Annotated in this window: 13 protein-coding genes, 1 tRNA gene, 1 pseudogene and 1 riboswitch; of the genes and pseudogenes, 5 read left to right on the top strand and 10 right to left on the bottom strand. The window is 69.6% G+C overall.

Annotation, left to right across the window (positions count from 1 at the left end; genetic code table 11):
• The first annotated feature begins 14 nt into the window (after positions 1 to 14).
• The 3 genes and pseudogenes from ACQ3HE_RS03110 to ACQ3HE_RS03120 all read left to right on the top strand — a co-directional run bounded on the left by ACQ3HE_RS03110 (position 15) and on the right by ACQ3HE_RS03120 (position 468).
• On the top strand, positions 15 to 239 hold the full coding sequence (locus ACQ3HE_RS03110; protein WP_064295131.1) for an SCO4848 family membrane protein: 225 nt from the start codon (positions 15 to 17) through the stop codon (positions 237 to 239).
• Between the two features lie 30 nt (positions 240 to 269).
• Positions 270 to 342: transfer RNA gene (locus ACQ3HE_RS03115), tRNA-Arg, on the top strand.
• Between the two features lie 53 nt (positions 343 to 395).
• Positions 396 to 468, top strand: a pseudogene (locus ACQ3HE_RS03120).
• An 85-nt stretch (positions 469 to 553) separates the two neighbouring features.
• Here the strand turns inward: ACQ3HE_RS03120 and ACQ3HE_RS03125 are convergent.
• The 6 genes from ACQ3HE_RS03125 to dinB all read right to left on the bottom strand — a co-directional run bounded on the left by ACQ3HE_RS03125 (position 554) and on the right by dinB (position 5,860).
• Complete coding sequence (locus tag ACQ3HE_RS03125) at positions 554 to 1,126, bottom strand: nucleoside/nucleotide kinase family protein (protein ID WP_430891281.1); 573 nt, start codon at positions 1,124 to 1,126, stop codon at positions 554 to 556.
• Positions 1,123 to 1,923, bottom strand: coding sequence for an energy-coupling factor transporter transmembrane component T family protein (locus ACQ3HE_RS03130; protein WP_124769159.1), 801 nt, complete (start codon positions 1,921 to 1,923; stop codon positions 1,123 to 1,125). The genes ACQ3HE_RS03125 and ACQ3HE_RS03130 overlap by 4 nt, the downstream gene beginning before the upstream one ends.
• Positions 1,920 to 3,395 (bottom strand): ABC transporter ATP-binding protein, encoded by a 1,476-nt coding sequence (locus tag ACQ3HE_RS03135; RefSeq protein WP_430891283.1) that lies wholly within the window; start codon positions 3,393 to 3,395, stop codon positions 1,920 to 1,922. Before ACQ3HE_RS03135 ends, ACQ3HE_RS03130 begins: the two co-directional genes overlap by 4 nt.
• Before the next feature lie 2 nt (positions 3,396 to 3,397).
• Positions 3,398 to 4,027, bottom strand: coding sequence for an ECF transporter S component (locus ACQ3HE_RS03140; RefSeq protein WP_086473536.1), 630 nt, complete (start codon positions 4,025 to 4,027; stop codon positions 3,398 to 3,400).
• Between the two features lie 36 nt (positions 4,028 to 4,063).
• A riboswitch (TPP riboswitch) is annotated at positions 4,064 to 4,172 on the bottom strand.
• A gap of 50 nt (positions 4,173 to 4,222) precedes the next feature.
• Entirely contained in the window at positions 4,223 to 4,552 is a 330-nt protein-coding gene (locus ACQ3HE_RS03145) for a hypothetical protein (protein WP_079705686.1), read from the bottom strand.
• A 9-nt stretch (positions 4,553 to 4,561) separates the two neighbouring features.
• Complete coding sequence (gene dinB / locus ACQ3HE_RS03150; RefSeq protein WP_430891285.1) at positions 4,562 to 5,860, bottom strand: DNA polymerase IV; 1,299 nt, start codon at positions 5,858 to 5,860, stop codon at positions 4,562 to 4,564.
• An 82-nt stretch (positions 5,861 to 5,942) separates the two neighbouring features.
• Between dinB and ACQ3HE_RS03155 the strand changes: the two genes are divergently transcribed.
• Complete coding sequence (locus ACQ3HE_RS03155; RefSeq protein WP_430891287.1) at positions 5,943 to 7,268, top strand: acyltransferase family protein; 1,326 nt, start codon at positions 5,943 to 5,945, stop codon at positions 7,266 to 7,268.
• On the opposite strand, the gene ACQ3HE_RS03160 is transcribed toward ACQ3HE_RS03155, so the two are convergent.
• From ACQ3HE_RS03160 to gatC, 4 genes are all read right to left on the bottom strand, one after another.
• Entirely contained in the window at positions 7,239 to 7,835 is a 597-nt protein-coding gene (locus ACQ3HE_RS03160) for a hypothetical protein (RefSeq protein ID WP_430891289.1), read from the bottom strand. The two genes, ACQ3HE_RS03155 and ACQ3HE_RS03160, sit on opposite strands and share 30 nt — an antisense overlap.
• A 115-nt stretch (positions 7,836 to 7,950) precedes the next feature.
• Entirely contained in the window at positions 7,951 to 9,450 is a 1,500-nt protein-coding gene (gene gatB / locus ACQ3HE_RS03165; protein WP_079705682.1) for an Asp-tRNA(Asn)/Glu-tRNA(Gln) amidotransferase subunit GatB, read from the bottom strand.
• 3 nt (positions 9,451 to 9,453) lie between these two features.
• Complete coding sequence (gatA, locus tag ACQ3HE_RS03170; RefSeq protein WP_064295121.1) at positions 9,454 to 10,965, bottom strand: Asp-tRNA(Asn)/Glu-tRNA(Gln) amidotransferase subunit GatA; 1,512 nt, start codon at positions 10,963 to 10,965, stop codon at positions 9,454 to 9,456.
• The gene (gatC, locus tag ACQ3HE_RS03175; protein WP_064295120.1) at positions 10,962 to 11,261 is read right to left on the bottom strand and encodes an Asp-tRNA(Asn)/Glu-tRNA(Gln) amidotransferase subunit GatC; all 300 of its coding nucleotides are present in this window, start codon (positions 11,259 to 11,261) and stop codon (positions 10,962 to 10,964) included. The genes gatA and gatC overlap by 4 nt, the downstream gene beginning before the upstream one ends.
• A gap of 90 nt (positions 11,262 to 11,351) precedes the next feature.
• On the opposite strand from gatC, the gene ACQ3HE_RS03180 reads away from it, so the two are divergent.
• A complete protein-coding gene (locus tag ACQ3HE_RS03180; RefSeq protein ID WP_430891291.1) occupies positions 11,352 to 13,073 on the top strand; it encodes a long-chain-fatty-acid--CoA ligase in 1,722 nt (573 codons plus the stop codon).

A 13,073-nucleotide genomic window follows, 5' to 3' on the forward strand; every position in this document is an offset into this window, starting at 1 on the left:
CGTAGACTCGAGCGGTGATCATCGCCATCTCCGTCCTGCTGCTCGTCAACGGTGTCTACAACGTCGTCGTCTGGCCCCGCTTCCTCAAGCGGATCGTCGCCGACCCGCGTGCCCGCGACGATCAGGGACGTGCGACGACGTTCCTGCGCGTGCACGTCATCCTCATCAGCATCGCCCTCGTCCTCGCAGCCCTGTCGCTCGTCTTCGGTGTCCTCGGCCTCCTCGGCGTCGGCGCCTGAGACACCGCTGCGGTATCCTGGACGACGCCCGCCTCCGTAGCTCAGGGGATAGAGCAGGAGCCTTCTAATCTCTTGGTCGCAGGTTCGAATCCTGCCGGGGGCACCTCACACGACATCGCGGACCCTTCTCATCTCTTGGTCGCAGGTTCGAATCCTGCCGGGGGCACACCAGAAGCTCTCGCGGACCCTTCTCATCTCTTGGTCGCAGGTTCGAATCCTGCCGGGGGCACACCACCCTTCGACAAGCTCAGGGACCGATGACCGGAACCTGACCCTCAGACCGGCTCAAGGACCGAGAATCCGGACCGTGGGTCTCAGGAACGGAGCCAGGGGCTCCAGCGTTTCGCTTCGTCGCGCGCAAGGACATCAAGGACGAGGGATGAGACCTGGTCCGCGGCACCCGTCGCCTCGATGCGGAGATCCGCATCGAGGTCGGGCCGCTCCCGCTCGATGAAGGCGTCCTCCTGGAGGGTCCACTCGGCGAGCCAGTCGACGCCGTCACCGCGCCCGATGAGGCGGTCGGTGCGCTGGACCACCGGCGCGTCGAGCCACAGCACCGTGTCGGCGAGTATTCGCGACGCCCGCGACGACGACCCGCAACCCTCGACGATGAGTGGACGGTCACTCGGCACGAGGTGCGCCTCCGCACGGGCGGACCGTTCCCAGTCCCAGCGCCGCCACTCCCCCGCGCGCCGCTCGGAGAACGGTGTGAGGATCCACTCGACGAGGAGTCGAGCACCCTCGTCGAGCCCCTCCCACCCCGGATACAGGTCGTCCATGTGGACGACCGTGCTGGCCGTCAATGCGGACGCCACCGAGGAGGCGAGCGTCGTCTTCCCCGTGCCCGACCGTCCGTCGATGAGCAGGACCGGCGGAACCGCGCTCACTGGCCCACGACCCGGAACGTGCCGGCGAGGACCGCCGTGGACAGCGCGAAAGCCATGATCACGATCGTCACCAGGACGGCGACGAGGTCAGCCCGGCCCAGGCGGGACGGTCTGGCCCAGGTGCGTTCGTTCGGTGCCCCGAACCCCCGCGCCTCCATCGCCGTCGCGAGTTTGCTCCCGCGGCGGATGGCGAACACCAGCAGCACGAACGCCATGGACGCGAACCGCCGGACCACTCCCCGGTCCCCCAGCCCACGGGCACGACGGGCGAGCGCGAGACTGCGCCAGTCGTCGATGAAGAGTCCGAGCATCCGCGCCCCAGCGAGGATCCCGAGCACGAACCGCGACGGCAGCTTCGTGATCTGGGACAAGCCGTCGGCCAGATCGGTCGGATCCACCCGCGCGAAGAGCAGGATCGTCGGGAGACCGAGCGCCAACACGCGGATCGTCACGGCGACCGCCAGCTCGATCGAGTTGTCCGTCACCCTGACGAACCCGAGCGACAGGTACTCCGTCCCTCCCGGCTTCGCGTACAACAGCATGCTGATCCCGCCGATGGGCGCGAAGACGAGCACCGGCAGTGCCCGCTTCAGCAGCGCGGTGAACCGCAGGCCGGAGAGCGGGAACAGCATCACTTCGAGCAGCACCGCCGTGCTCGCACTCACCCAGTCGATCGTCAGCAGCAACGGGACGGACAGGATGAGAACGGCCAGCACCTTCGTCACCGGATTCACGCGGTCGAGTGGCGGTCGATGGTGCAACACCGTCGAGCGGTCCGCTGCCGTGAGGCTTGTCATGCGGCCCGCCTCCCGAGTTCCAGCGGTTCGAGGAGGATGCGATGGTCTCCCAGATGTTCGACGACCCCCGCGTCATGCGTGACGGAGAGGATCGTCGCGCCGCGCTCGAGCTCCTGCTGCAGCAGGCGGACGAGTGACAACCACGTGCGTCGATCCTGCCCGAACGTCGGTTCGTCGAGGACCATGACCGCCGGCCGGGCAGCGAGGACGGTGGCCACCGACAACCGGCGCTTCTGACCGCCCGAGAGGCTGAACGGGTTCGCCTCGGCAAGACGACCGAGACCGAGCGCCTCGAGGATCTCGGAGACCCGCTCGTCGATGGCGGTCCGGGACCAGCGGAGGGCCTGCAGGCCGACACCGAGCTCGTTCCGCACGGTCGATGAGACGAACTGGTGCTCGGGATCCTGGAAGACCGTCCCGATGCGTGTGAGCAACTCGGTGGACTTCCAGCGGATCGGCCGGGATCCCAGCCTGCCGGCGAGCTGCGGAGCGGCGGTCACCGTCCCCGTGATCTCCGGCAGCAGTCCCGCCAGCGTGAGCGCGAGCGTGGACTTCCCCGCGCCGTTGGGGCCGACGATGACGGTCGCCGCACCCTCGGGCACCGCGAGCCCCAGGTGCTCCTGCACCGGCTGCTTCCGCGTTCGACCGATCGCCAGGTCGTCGGTCGTGATGACCGCGGCTGATGGGCCGGACACCGGACGAGGGGCCAACCCCAGCGGGATGCCCGGCACCCAGACGCCCGCATCGGCCAGGCGCTGCCCGACGTCGTCGAGGACGAGGTCGGGTGGCCCGTCGGCGAGGACACCGCCGTCGGCGTCGAGCACGACGACCCTGGTCATCAGCTCGCGCCAGACGTCGACGCGGTGTTCGATGACGACCAGGGTGGACGAACCGTCATCGACCAGCCGAGCGACGGCGTCCCGCACCTCGGCCACCCCGGCCGGGTCGAGGTTCGCGGTCGGTTCGTCGAGCAGGAGGAGCGAGGGGTGCATGGCGAGTACGCCGGCGAGGGCCAGCCGCTGTTTCTGACCGCCGGACAGCGCCGAGGTCGAGTGGTCCAGCGGCAGGTCCAGTCCGACGGCCTCCAGCGAGGCGTCCACGCGGCGCCAGATCTCCTCGCGCTCGACGCCGAGGTTCTCGCAGCCGAAGGCGACGTCGTCGCCGACCTTGGACAGGATCACCTGCGAGTCGGGATCCTGCAGCACGAGCCCGATGCGACCCCTCGCTCGTTCAGGCGGAACGCCGTCCACGAGGAGCGAGCCGTGGGACTCCCCCTCGTCCGCGCCGCCGAGGACGCCGGCCAGGGCGTGGATCAGCGTCGACTTGCCGGCACCGGACGCCCCCAGGAGGAGGACCCGTTCGCCCGGTTCTATCACGAGGTCGAGGTCGCGCACCGCCCAGGCCTTCCGACCGGCATGACGCCACCCCCAGTCCCGCGCGACGACGCGCGCCGGACCGGTAGCTCCCGGCACGATCAAACCTCGCGCCGAGCGTCCCGCCCCGACGCGAACCGACTGAGCGCTCCGGTCGACGCGAGTGCCCTGACGAGGGCCCAGCCGACGACACCGGCGAGGATCGCGCCCGAGACGAGCAGCGAACCGAGGTAGATCGCGTTGAACTCGACACCCTTCTCGAGGTTGCCCGACATCACGAGCTCGAGGAGCCACGCGCCGGCCCCGGCGCCGGCACCGGCGAGGATCGCCGGAACGAGGCCGAAGCGCTTGTACGCGAGCGCCGCGAACACCAGCTCAGCACCGAGGCCCTGAGCGAGGCCGGAGTACACCGTCGTGACGCCCCATGCGTTGCCGATGAGGGCGGAGACGATCGCACCGATGGTCTCCACGAGGAGTGCTGCGCCGGGCTTCCGGATGATGAGGCCGCCGAGCACCCCGCCGAGGAGCCAGATCCCGACGGCGATCCCGCCGAAACCGGGCGTGACGGCGCTGGCACCCGCGTACCAGAGTGATCCGAGCGTGTTCCACGCCCAGAAGATGAGGCCCGTCGCGACGCCGAGCACGGCGACCACGACGATGTCGACGACCCTCCAGCGCAAGGTCCGCGACGCAGCGCGTTCAGAGGGTGAGATCTTGGTCGATGCTGACACGATTCGTGCCCTTCCTGTAGACGGAAAAGAGCACGGGATAGCGAGAAATGGTCTCCCTGCGCTGGCATGATCCAGATCAGGTTCGACGGTCGAAGGCGAATACCTTCCTCTCAGCCCGGTTCACCGGACTCCCGTGGTGGCACGAGTCTAACCCCTGCCGTGCGCAGTCGCACGACAGGGGTTCGACGGGGAGCGCTACTTCTTGAGGGCCTTGATGAGGCCGGCCAGAGCCTTGCCGCTCACCCAGATGAACGGGATCGCGACGGCGATGAGCGAGATGAGGTTCGGGTCGAAACGGAGACCCTCGTCGGTCTTGATGTAGGCACCGACCGGGATCGAGACGCCACCGCCGCCACCGCCGCTCGGGGCGTCGTCGCCGTCGCCCTCGGAGCCGCCGCCGAAGCCGTAGTACGTCAGCGCGACGGGCACGAGCTTCGTGCCGTCGACGTCCTGCTGCTCCCCGTAGGCTGCGGACACGCCGAGCCCCTTCGCCTGTTCTGCCAGCTTCTCCACGAGATTCGTCATACCGCGAGGCTACCGCTCGGTATCCACCGGTCCAAGGGGTTGATCCGTGCTCCCAGCACCCTGCGAGTCTCCGCGACTGCCGAGTCCGCGACGCCTCGGCTTGCCGAGGAGGGAGGCGGGAGCGATCGCGAGATCGCCGAACCGGCTCGCGACCCGGTCGATCGTCTGCTCGGCTTCACGCCACTCCTCGTCCGGGTCCCAGAGCCCGGCACCGGCCTCATCGGCGGGGACGAGCTGGTCGACCTTCACCCCGACGAGGCGCACGAGACGCCCACCGCGATCGAGGTCGTCGAACAACGACGCCGCCTCGTCGTAGACCCGACGCCCGACGTTCGTGGCCTCGCCGATGGTGCGCGACCGGGTGATGACGCTGAAGTCCGCATAGCGGACACGGATGCTGATCGTCCGGCCGGCGTAGCCGCCCTTCCGGAGCCGGATCGCGACGAGACCGGCGAGGTTCAGCAGCTCGCGCTTGAGGATGGTCGGGTCGGAGACGTCCGTCGGGAAGGTCACCTCGTGGCTGACGCTCTTCTCGCGTCGTGCCAGCTCGATGCCGCGCGGATCGATCCCGTTCGCGAGCTCGAGGAGTCGGCGACCGGAGGCCTCACCGACCGCGCGCTGGAGCATCGACAGCGGGGTGGAGGCGAGCTGACCGATGGTCCGGATGCCCCGGTTCGTCAGCTGCTCCTCCGTCCGGCCACCGACGCCCCACAGCGCAGCGACCGGCAACGGGTGGAGGAACGCCAGGGTCTCGTCGGCGGGCACGACCAGCAGGCCGTCGGGCTTCGACAGGCCGGAGGCGAGCTTCGCGACGTACTTCGTCGATGCCAGGCCGACCGAGCACGGCAGACCGGTCGCGTCGAGGACCCGTTGCTTCACGAGCGCGGCGATCGTCCGTGGGCTCCCGAGCAACCGGACCGCGCCGGACACGTCGAGGAAGGCCTCGTCGATGCTCAGCGGCTCGACGAGCGGCGTGACCGACTCGAAGACCTCCATCACCCGATCGGAGTACTCGCGGTACCTGCCGTGGTGGGGTGGCAACACGACGGCGCTCGGACAGAGGCGCATCGCCTGGGACACCGGCATCGCCGCGCGCACGCCGTACCGGCGAGCCTCGTAACTGGCGGAGGTGACGACCGACCGCCCCTCCTTGTTTCCCACGATGATCGGGAGACCGCGCAGCTCGGGCCGTTCCAAGAGCTCGACCGAGACGAAGAACGCGTCCATGTCGACGTGGAGGATGGGGGTACCGCTGTCGTCGGCATCGTGCGCCGAGACGCGACGAGACGCTCCATCCTGCCGACTCATGCCTCCATTGTCGCAGTCGCCTCCGACACGCTCTCCACAAGGGCCGAGGCGGGAGGGCCCGGCGACGCTAGGCTGTCCGGCGATGAGCACGCGAACGCGGACCGGGTCGGCCCCGGCGGTCCCAGACCTCTCCGGGCGGGACCTCGCCCTCGACCTCGTGCGCGTCGCGTGCGTCGTGACGGTCGTCATCGTCCACCTCCTGATGGTCGCGGTGGCGGTCGAGCCGGACGGCACGATCGGCATCTCCCGAGCGTTGGAGCAGCAGCCGTGGTTCGACACAGGTACCTGGTTCGGCCAGATCATGCCGCTGTTCTTCATCGTGGGCGGCTTCGCGACGATCACCGGCTGGCGCAGCACCGTCCGACGCGGTGGCGGGACCAGCGACTTCCTCCGGTCCCGGGTGTTCCGACTCGCCCTGCCGACGATCCCGGTCCTGCTCTTCCTCGCCGCGGGGCTGTGGCTCGCCGGGGCCCTCGGCGTCGCCCCCGCCATCATCGAGGCCGTCGCCGCAGGCGTCGGGTCCCCGCTCTGGTTCCTGGCCGCCTACCTGCTCTGCCAGGCTGTCGCCCCGTTCCTCGCCACCTGCCACGACCGCCACCCCGTCCTGACCTGTGCGACACTGCTGGCCGGCGTGATCCTCGTCGACGTCGTCCGTTACTCGACCGGCCTCCTCGGCATCGGTCTCGTCAACCTGCTGTTCGTCTGGCCGCTGCTGCAGCAGTTCGGGTTCTTCCTGGCCGACGGACGTCTCCGCTCCGTTCCGCGCCTCGTCCTCGTCGCCGGGGTGCTCCTCTCCTACGGTGCGCTCGTGCCGATCACGACCTGGCTGCCGTACTCGACCAGCATGCTCGGCAACCTCAACCCACCGACGCTCCCCCTCGTCGTCCTCGGCGTCGGGCAGCTCGCCCTGCTCGCCCTGGTGCACCCACTGCTCACCGCCGTCATGCAGACCCGCGCCGCGCGAGCGGTCGTCTTCCTCATCGGGTCCCGGCTGATGACGGTGTACCTCTGGCATCTCCCCCTGATCATCGCGGTCGCCGGTCTCCAGCTCGCCCTCGGCATCCCCTTCGCGGAACCGCTGAGCGCCGCGTGGTGGTGGACCCGGCCGGTCGTGCTGCTGGTCGTCGCGGTCCTGCTCGCGGGCGTCGGCACACTCCTCGGCCGTGTCGAGCACCCTCGCAAGCTGCGCCTCGACCCGGAGCGCAAGCCTGCACACGTCGCCGTGTGGATCGCGCTCGCGAGCGCCTTCATCATGCCCTTCGCGGAGATCTCCCACCCGCTCACCGCCGCGATGGCGGCTGCCGGCGCTGTCGGCTCGATCATCGCGGTCGTGCTCCTGAACCCGACCCGTCGGCCGGTCGAGCGCGTCGCGAGCGGATCAGACCAGGCCGTGGACCAGCGGCCGTAGCCATTCACGGAAGGCCTCCTGGTCGTCCCGGAGCGACTCACTGACCACGATCGTGTCGGGCGCGACCACCCAGGCCCCCGGTCGGCAGATCGGGAGCACCTCGAGGTCCAACCGGAACGAGCTGGATTGCCGGCGCAACTCGAACTGACGCTCGCGGATGAGTTCGTAGACGTCGGTGAGGCGACTCGGCGATCGGCCTGCGAGCGCGCGCTCGTACTCCCGGATGCGAGCCGACGCCCAGCGGTGCGCGTCGTCGTACGCCCGGTAGGCGAGCTCCTGCAGGTCGAGGGCTCGATCGAACACCTCGAAGTGTGGTGGACGGACCTCGGCCATGAACAGGCGCGTGTCGCGACGGGCGATCCCGGTCCACCAACCGTCGAACTGGACGGCGAGCGCGTCGAGGTCGAGGCCGGTGACGTCGAGCCGCTCCAGCCCCGGTGTGACCGCGGGAAGCTGCGCGACGCATCGCTCGCCGATCCCTGCCATGTCGCGGAACGCGAGCGCCAGCATGAGGGCCATCGGAGCGTCTTCCGTGACCTGCCACCGCATGGTGCCTTCGACCAGCATGGCGGAAGTGTATGCCGGGCCAGCAGTCGGCACCAGGGCTTCCCCTGGCCGACGACATCGGGCCCGAGCCGCCGTCATCGACGGTGGCGCGGGCCCGATGGTGCAGCGGTGACCGCTACTGCGAGGCGCGCTCCAGGACGAGTTCGCGCACACGCGCCGCATCGGCCTGTCCGCGCATCGCCTTCATCACGGCGCCGATCACGGCGCCGGCGGCCTGGACCTTGCCGTCGCGGATCTTGGCGAGGACGTCCGGCTGAGCGGCCAGTGCCTCGTCGATGGCGGCGATCAGCGGACCGTCGTCGGACACGAGTGCGAGACCGCGAGCGTCGATGACCTCCTGGGGAGTGCCCTCCCCGTCGATGACGCCCTCGAGCACCTGGCGTGCGAGCTTGTCGTTGAGCGTTCCGGCCTCGACGAGCGCCGCGAGTGCCGCGACGTGCTCGGGTGACACGAGGCTCGTCGCCTCGACATCGCGCTGGTTCGCGATCCGCGAGATCTCGCCCGTCCACCACTTCCGTGCGGCGGCCGGAGCGGCGCCGGCCTCGACGGTGGCCGTGATCTCGTTCAGCAGACCACCGTTCACGACGTCCTGGAACTCCAGGTCGGTGAAGCCCCATTCGCTCTTCAGCCGACGACGACGGACGGCCGGCTGCTCGGGCAGGGCCGCTCTGAGTTCCTCGATGAGTTCGGGCGACGGCACGACCGGGAGCAGATCGGGCTCCGGGAAGTACCGGTAGTCGTCGGCGTCGCTCTTCGGCCGGCCGGCGGACGTCGCACCGGTGTCCTCGTGCCAGTGCCGCGTCTCCTGGACGATGGATCCGCCGTCCTTGAGGATCGCCGCCTGCCGCTGGATCTCGTAGCGGACGGCGCGCTCGACGGAACGCAGGGAGTTGACGTTCTTCGTCTCGGTTCGCGTGCCGAGCTTCTCCTGACCGCGCGGACGCAGCGAGATGTTGGCGTCGCAGCGGAGGTTCCCGCGCTCCATCTTCGCGTCGGAGATGCCGAGCGCCACGACGATGTCGCGGATCGCGGAGACGTAGGCCTTCGCGATCTCGGGTGCCCGGTGCTCGGTGCCGTAGATCGGCTTGGTGACGATCTCGACGAGCGGCACACCCGCGCGGTTGTAGTCGACGAGCGAGTACTCGGCACCCTGGATACGGCCGGTGGAACCGCCGATGTGCGTGAGCTTGCCGGCGTCCTCCTCCATGTGCGCGCGCTCGATCGGCACCGTCACGATGGTGCCGTCCGCCAGCTCGACGTCGACCGAGCCCTCGAAGGCGATCGGCTCGTCGAACTGCGAGATCTGGTAGTTCTTCGCGAGGTCGGGGTAGAAGTAGTTCTTCCGCGCGAAACGGCTCGAGGGTGCGATCGAGCAGCCGAGGGCGAGCCCGAGGCTGATCGAGTACCGCACCGCCTGCTCGTTCACGACCGGGAGCGACCCGGGCAGACCGAGGCAGACCGGCGAGATGTTCGTGTTCGGAGCGTCGCCGAAGCCGTTCGGCGCCGAGGAGAACATCTTCGTCTTGGTGTTCAGCTCGACGTGCACCTCGAAGCCGAGCACCGGCTCGTACAGTTCGAGGGCTTCTTCGTAGGAGAGGAGCTTGTCCTTGGCCATGGGTTACCGACCTCCGAGAGCGGGTGCCTGCGAGATGAGGGTGTGCCCCCACGTCGATTCGAGAAGCGCCTCGAGAGCGGCGCCGACCCGGTAGAGCCTGGCGTCCTCCCGTGCTGGCGCCATGAACTGGATGCCGACGGGCAGACCGTCTTCCGGGGCGAGCCCGATCGGCACGCTGATGCCGGGCACGCCGGCGAGGTTCGCCGGGATGGTGGTGACGTCGTTCAGGTACATCGCCAGTGGGTCGTCGATACGCTCGCCCAGCTTGAACGCCGTCGTCGGGGCGCTCGGGCTCACGAGGACGTCGACCTGGTCGAACGCCGCCGCGAAGTCGCGCTGGATGAGTGTCCGGACCTTCTGGGCGCTGCCGTAGTAGGCGTCGTAGTAGCCCGCGCTGAGCGCGTACGTGCCGAGGATGATCCGTCGCTTCACCTCGGGACCGAAACCGGCCTCGCGCGTTGCGGACATGACCTGCTCGACCGTGCCGCCACCCTCGGGCGTGACCCGCATGCCGAAGCGCACCGAGTCGAACTTCGCGAGGTTGCTCGACGCTTCGGCGGGGAGGATGAGGTAGTAGGCGGCGACGGCGTACTCGAAGTTCGGAGCGGAGACCTCGACGATCTCGGCACCGTTCGCCTCGAGTACCGCGAGCGCCTCCTGGAAGCGGCTCTTCACGCCGGCTTGGAAGCCCTCACCGTTGAGCTCGGTGACGACGCCGACCCGCAGGCCGCGCAGCACGTCGCCGCGCGCGCCCTCGCGGGCCGCAGCGGCCATCGACGGCCAGGCGTCACGGAGCGAGGTGGAGTCGAGGGCGTCGTGCCCGGCGATGACGTCGTGGAGGAGGCCCGAGTCGAGGACCGTGCGGCTGACCGGCCCGACCTGGTCGAGCGAGGAGGCGAGTGCGATCGCCCCGTAGCGGCTGACCGCGCCGTAGGTCGGCTTCACGCCGACCGTGCCGGTCACGTGCGCCGGCTGGCGGATGGACCCGCCGGTGTCGCTGCCGAGGGCGATGGGCGCCTCGAATGCGGCGACCGCGGCAGCGGAGCCACCGCCGGAACCGCCGGGGATGCGGTCGAGGTCCCACGGGTTGTGGGTCGGGCCGTACGCGGAGTGCTCCGTGCTCGAGCCCATGGCGAACTCGTCCATGTTCGTCTTGCCGAGCGGCACGAGACCGGCGGCACGCGACCGGGCGACGACGGTCGCGTCGAACGGTGACAGGTACCCCTCGAGGATCTTGCTCCCTGAGGTGGACGGCATGTCCGTCGTGACCAGCACGTCCTTGATGGCGAGCGGGACGCCCGCCAGCTCGCCGAGGTCCTCGCCCGCGGCACGGCGTGCGTCGATGTCGGCGGCGACGTCGAGTGCGTGGTCCGACACATGGAGGAAGGCGTGGACGTCGCCGTCGACCTGCGCGATGCGGTCGAGGTGCGCCTGGGTGGCTTCGACGCTGGAGACCTCGCCAGCGCGGAGCTTGCTCGACAGCTCGGCTGCCGTGAGACCGATCAACCCGCTCACTGCTCCTCCCCCAGGATCGCCGAGACCTTGAAGCGACCGTCGGCCGATTCCGGCGCGTTCTGCAGCGCCTGCTCCCGCGTGAGCGTGTTGCCGACGACGTCGTCGCGGTACACGTTCTCGAGCGGGATCGGGTGGCTCGTCGCCGGGACGTCAGGCGTGGCCACCTGCTGCACCTTCTGGATGTTGTCCACGATGGAGTCGAGCTCCGTCGTGAGGTGGGCGATCTCGTCCTGGCTCAGGGCGATTCGAGCGAGGTTCGCGAGATGCGCGACCTGCTCGGTAGTGATTTCCGACATGCGTCTCCCGTACGTGTAGCGGTGGCGGTCGCTCCAGTCTATTCGCCAGGGACGTGGTCGTCCGTCGGGCTCCGCCCCTACAGTGGGACGGTGACCCAGAACGACTCGAGCAGCCGTCCCCATCCCCCGCACGAGCGTCCCTGGCTCGCGAGCTACGCCGCCGACGTGCCGGACGACATCCCCGAGCAGACCGGCAGCCTCGGCGATCTCGTCGAAGCCTCCGCCGCGAGCTACCCGGACGCCGTCGCGCTGGAGTTCTTCGGGTCGACCACCACCTACACGGAGCTCGAGGCGCTCATCGCCCGTGCCGCCGCCGGCCTGCGCGCACTCGGTGTCCGGGCGGGAGACCCCGTCGCCCTCATGCTCCCGAACTGCCCGCAGCACATCGTCGCGTTCTACGCGGTCCTCAGGCTGGGCGCCGTCGTCATCGAGCACAACCCGCTCTACACCCCCCAAGAACTCCGCCACCAGTTCGAGGACCACCGCGCGACGTTCGCGATCGTCTGGGACAAGGTCGCCGAGCACCTGCAGGACTTCCCGGCCGACCTGGCGGTGCACTCGCTCGTGACGATCGACGTGACCCGGGCGATGCCGCTCCACATGCGCGCCGCTCTCCGTCTGCCCATCCCGAAGGCGAGAGCCTCACGGGCTCAGCTCACCGCGCCGGTCTCGGGCACCGTGCGGTGGGAGCAGCTCCTGACCTCGGGGCCGCTGCCGGCGAGCCACCCGAAGCCCGCGACCGACGCCCTCGCACTCATCCAGTACACGAGCGGAACGACGGGCTCGCCCAAGGGTGCTGCACTCACCCACGGCAACCTGCTCGCGAACGCGGCGCAGTCCCGTGCCTGGGTGCCCACGGTGAAGCGCGGGGAGGCCGTCGTCTACGCGGTGCTCCCGATGTTCCACGCCTACGGCCTGACGCTCTGCCTGACCTTCGCCATGAGCATGGGCTCGCGCCTCGTCCTCTTCCCGAAGTTCGACCCGGCACTCGTCCTCAAGGTCATGAAGAAGCGACCGCCGACCTTCCTGCCCGCCGTCCCGCCCATCGCCGACCGACTCCTGACCGCGGCGACCGAGCAGGGCGTGTCGCTGCAGGGCACCGAGATCGCCATCTCGGGCGCGATGCCGCTGCCGCACGACCTCGTCGTCCCGTTCGAAGCCGCGTCCGGCGGCTTCCTCGTCGAGGGCTACGGGCTCTCCGAGTGCTCACCGGTCATCTCCGCGAACCCGGTCTCGACCGCACGGAAGCCCGGGACCATCGGCCTCCCGCTGCCGAGCACCGAGGTGCGCGTCGTGGATCCCGACGACCCGGAGACCGATCGTCCGGCCGGCGAGGCGGGCGAGTTGCTCGTCCGCGGCCCGCAGGTCTTCCACGGCTACTACAACAAGCCCGAGGAGACCGCCGCCGTCCTGCTCCCAGGAGGCTGGTTCCGCACCGGCGACATCGTGTCCATCGACGAGGAGGGGTTCATGACCGTCGTCGACCGGATCAAGGAGCTCATCATCACCGGCGGGTTCAACGTGTCGCCGAGCGAAGTCGAGCAGGTGCTCCGCGGGCACGCGTCGGTCGCTGACGCCGCCGTCGTCGGGCTCCCCGATCCCCACTCCGGCGAGCAGGTCGTCGCGGCCGTCGTCGCGGCTCCCGGTGCCACCGTGGATCCGGATGCCCTCCGAGCCTGGGCGCGGGAGATCCTCACCCCGTACAAGGTGCCGAAGCGGGTCGTCGTCGTCGACGAACTCCCCAAGTCGCTCATCGGCAAGGTGCTGCGGCGCCAGGTCCGCGACGAGCTGCTGCAGGCCGACCAGGACTGA

Source organism: Plantibacter auratus, from assembly GCF_050587365.1.
In the GTDB taxonomy this organism is placed as follows: Bacteria; Actinomycetota; Actinomycetes; order Actinomycetales; family Microbacteriaceae; genus Plantibacter; species Plantibacter auratus.

Excerpts from the sequence above, each read along its gene's own strand:
- ACQ3HE_RS03160 (WP_430891289.1), bottom strand. The coding sequence starts at position 7,835 with ATGCTGGTCGAAGGCACCATGCGGTGGCAGGTCACGGAAGACGCTCCG.
- gatC (WP_064295120.1), bottom strand. The coding sequence starts at position 11,261 with ATGTCGGAAATCACTACCGAGCAGGTCGCGCATCTCGCGAACCTCGCT.
- ACQ3HE_RS03145 (WP_079705686.1), bottom strand. The coding sequence starts at position 4,552 with ATGACGAATCTCGTGGAGAAGCTGGCAGAACAGGCGAAGGGGCTCGGC.
- ACQ3HE_RS03155 (WP_430891287.1), top strand. The coding sequence starts at position 5,943 with ATGAGCACGCGAACGCGGACCGGGTCGGCCCCGGCGGTCCCAGACCTC.
- dinB (WP_430891285.1), bottom strand. The coding sequence starts at position 5,860 with ATGAGTCGGCAGGATGGAGCGTCTCGTCGCGTCTCGGCGCACGATGCC.
- ACQ3HE_RS03130 (WP_124769159.1), bottom strand. The coding sequence starts at position 1,923 with ATGACAAGCCTCACGGCAGCGGACCGCTCGACGGTGTTGCACCATCGA.
- gatB (WP_079705682.1), bottom strand. The coding sequence starts at position 9,450 with ATGGCCAAGGACAAGCTCCTCTCCTACGAAGAAGCCCTCGAACTGTAC.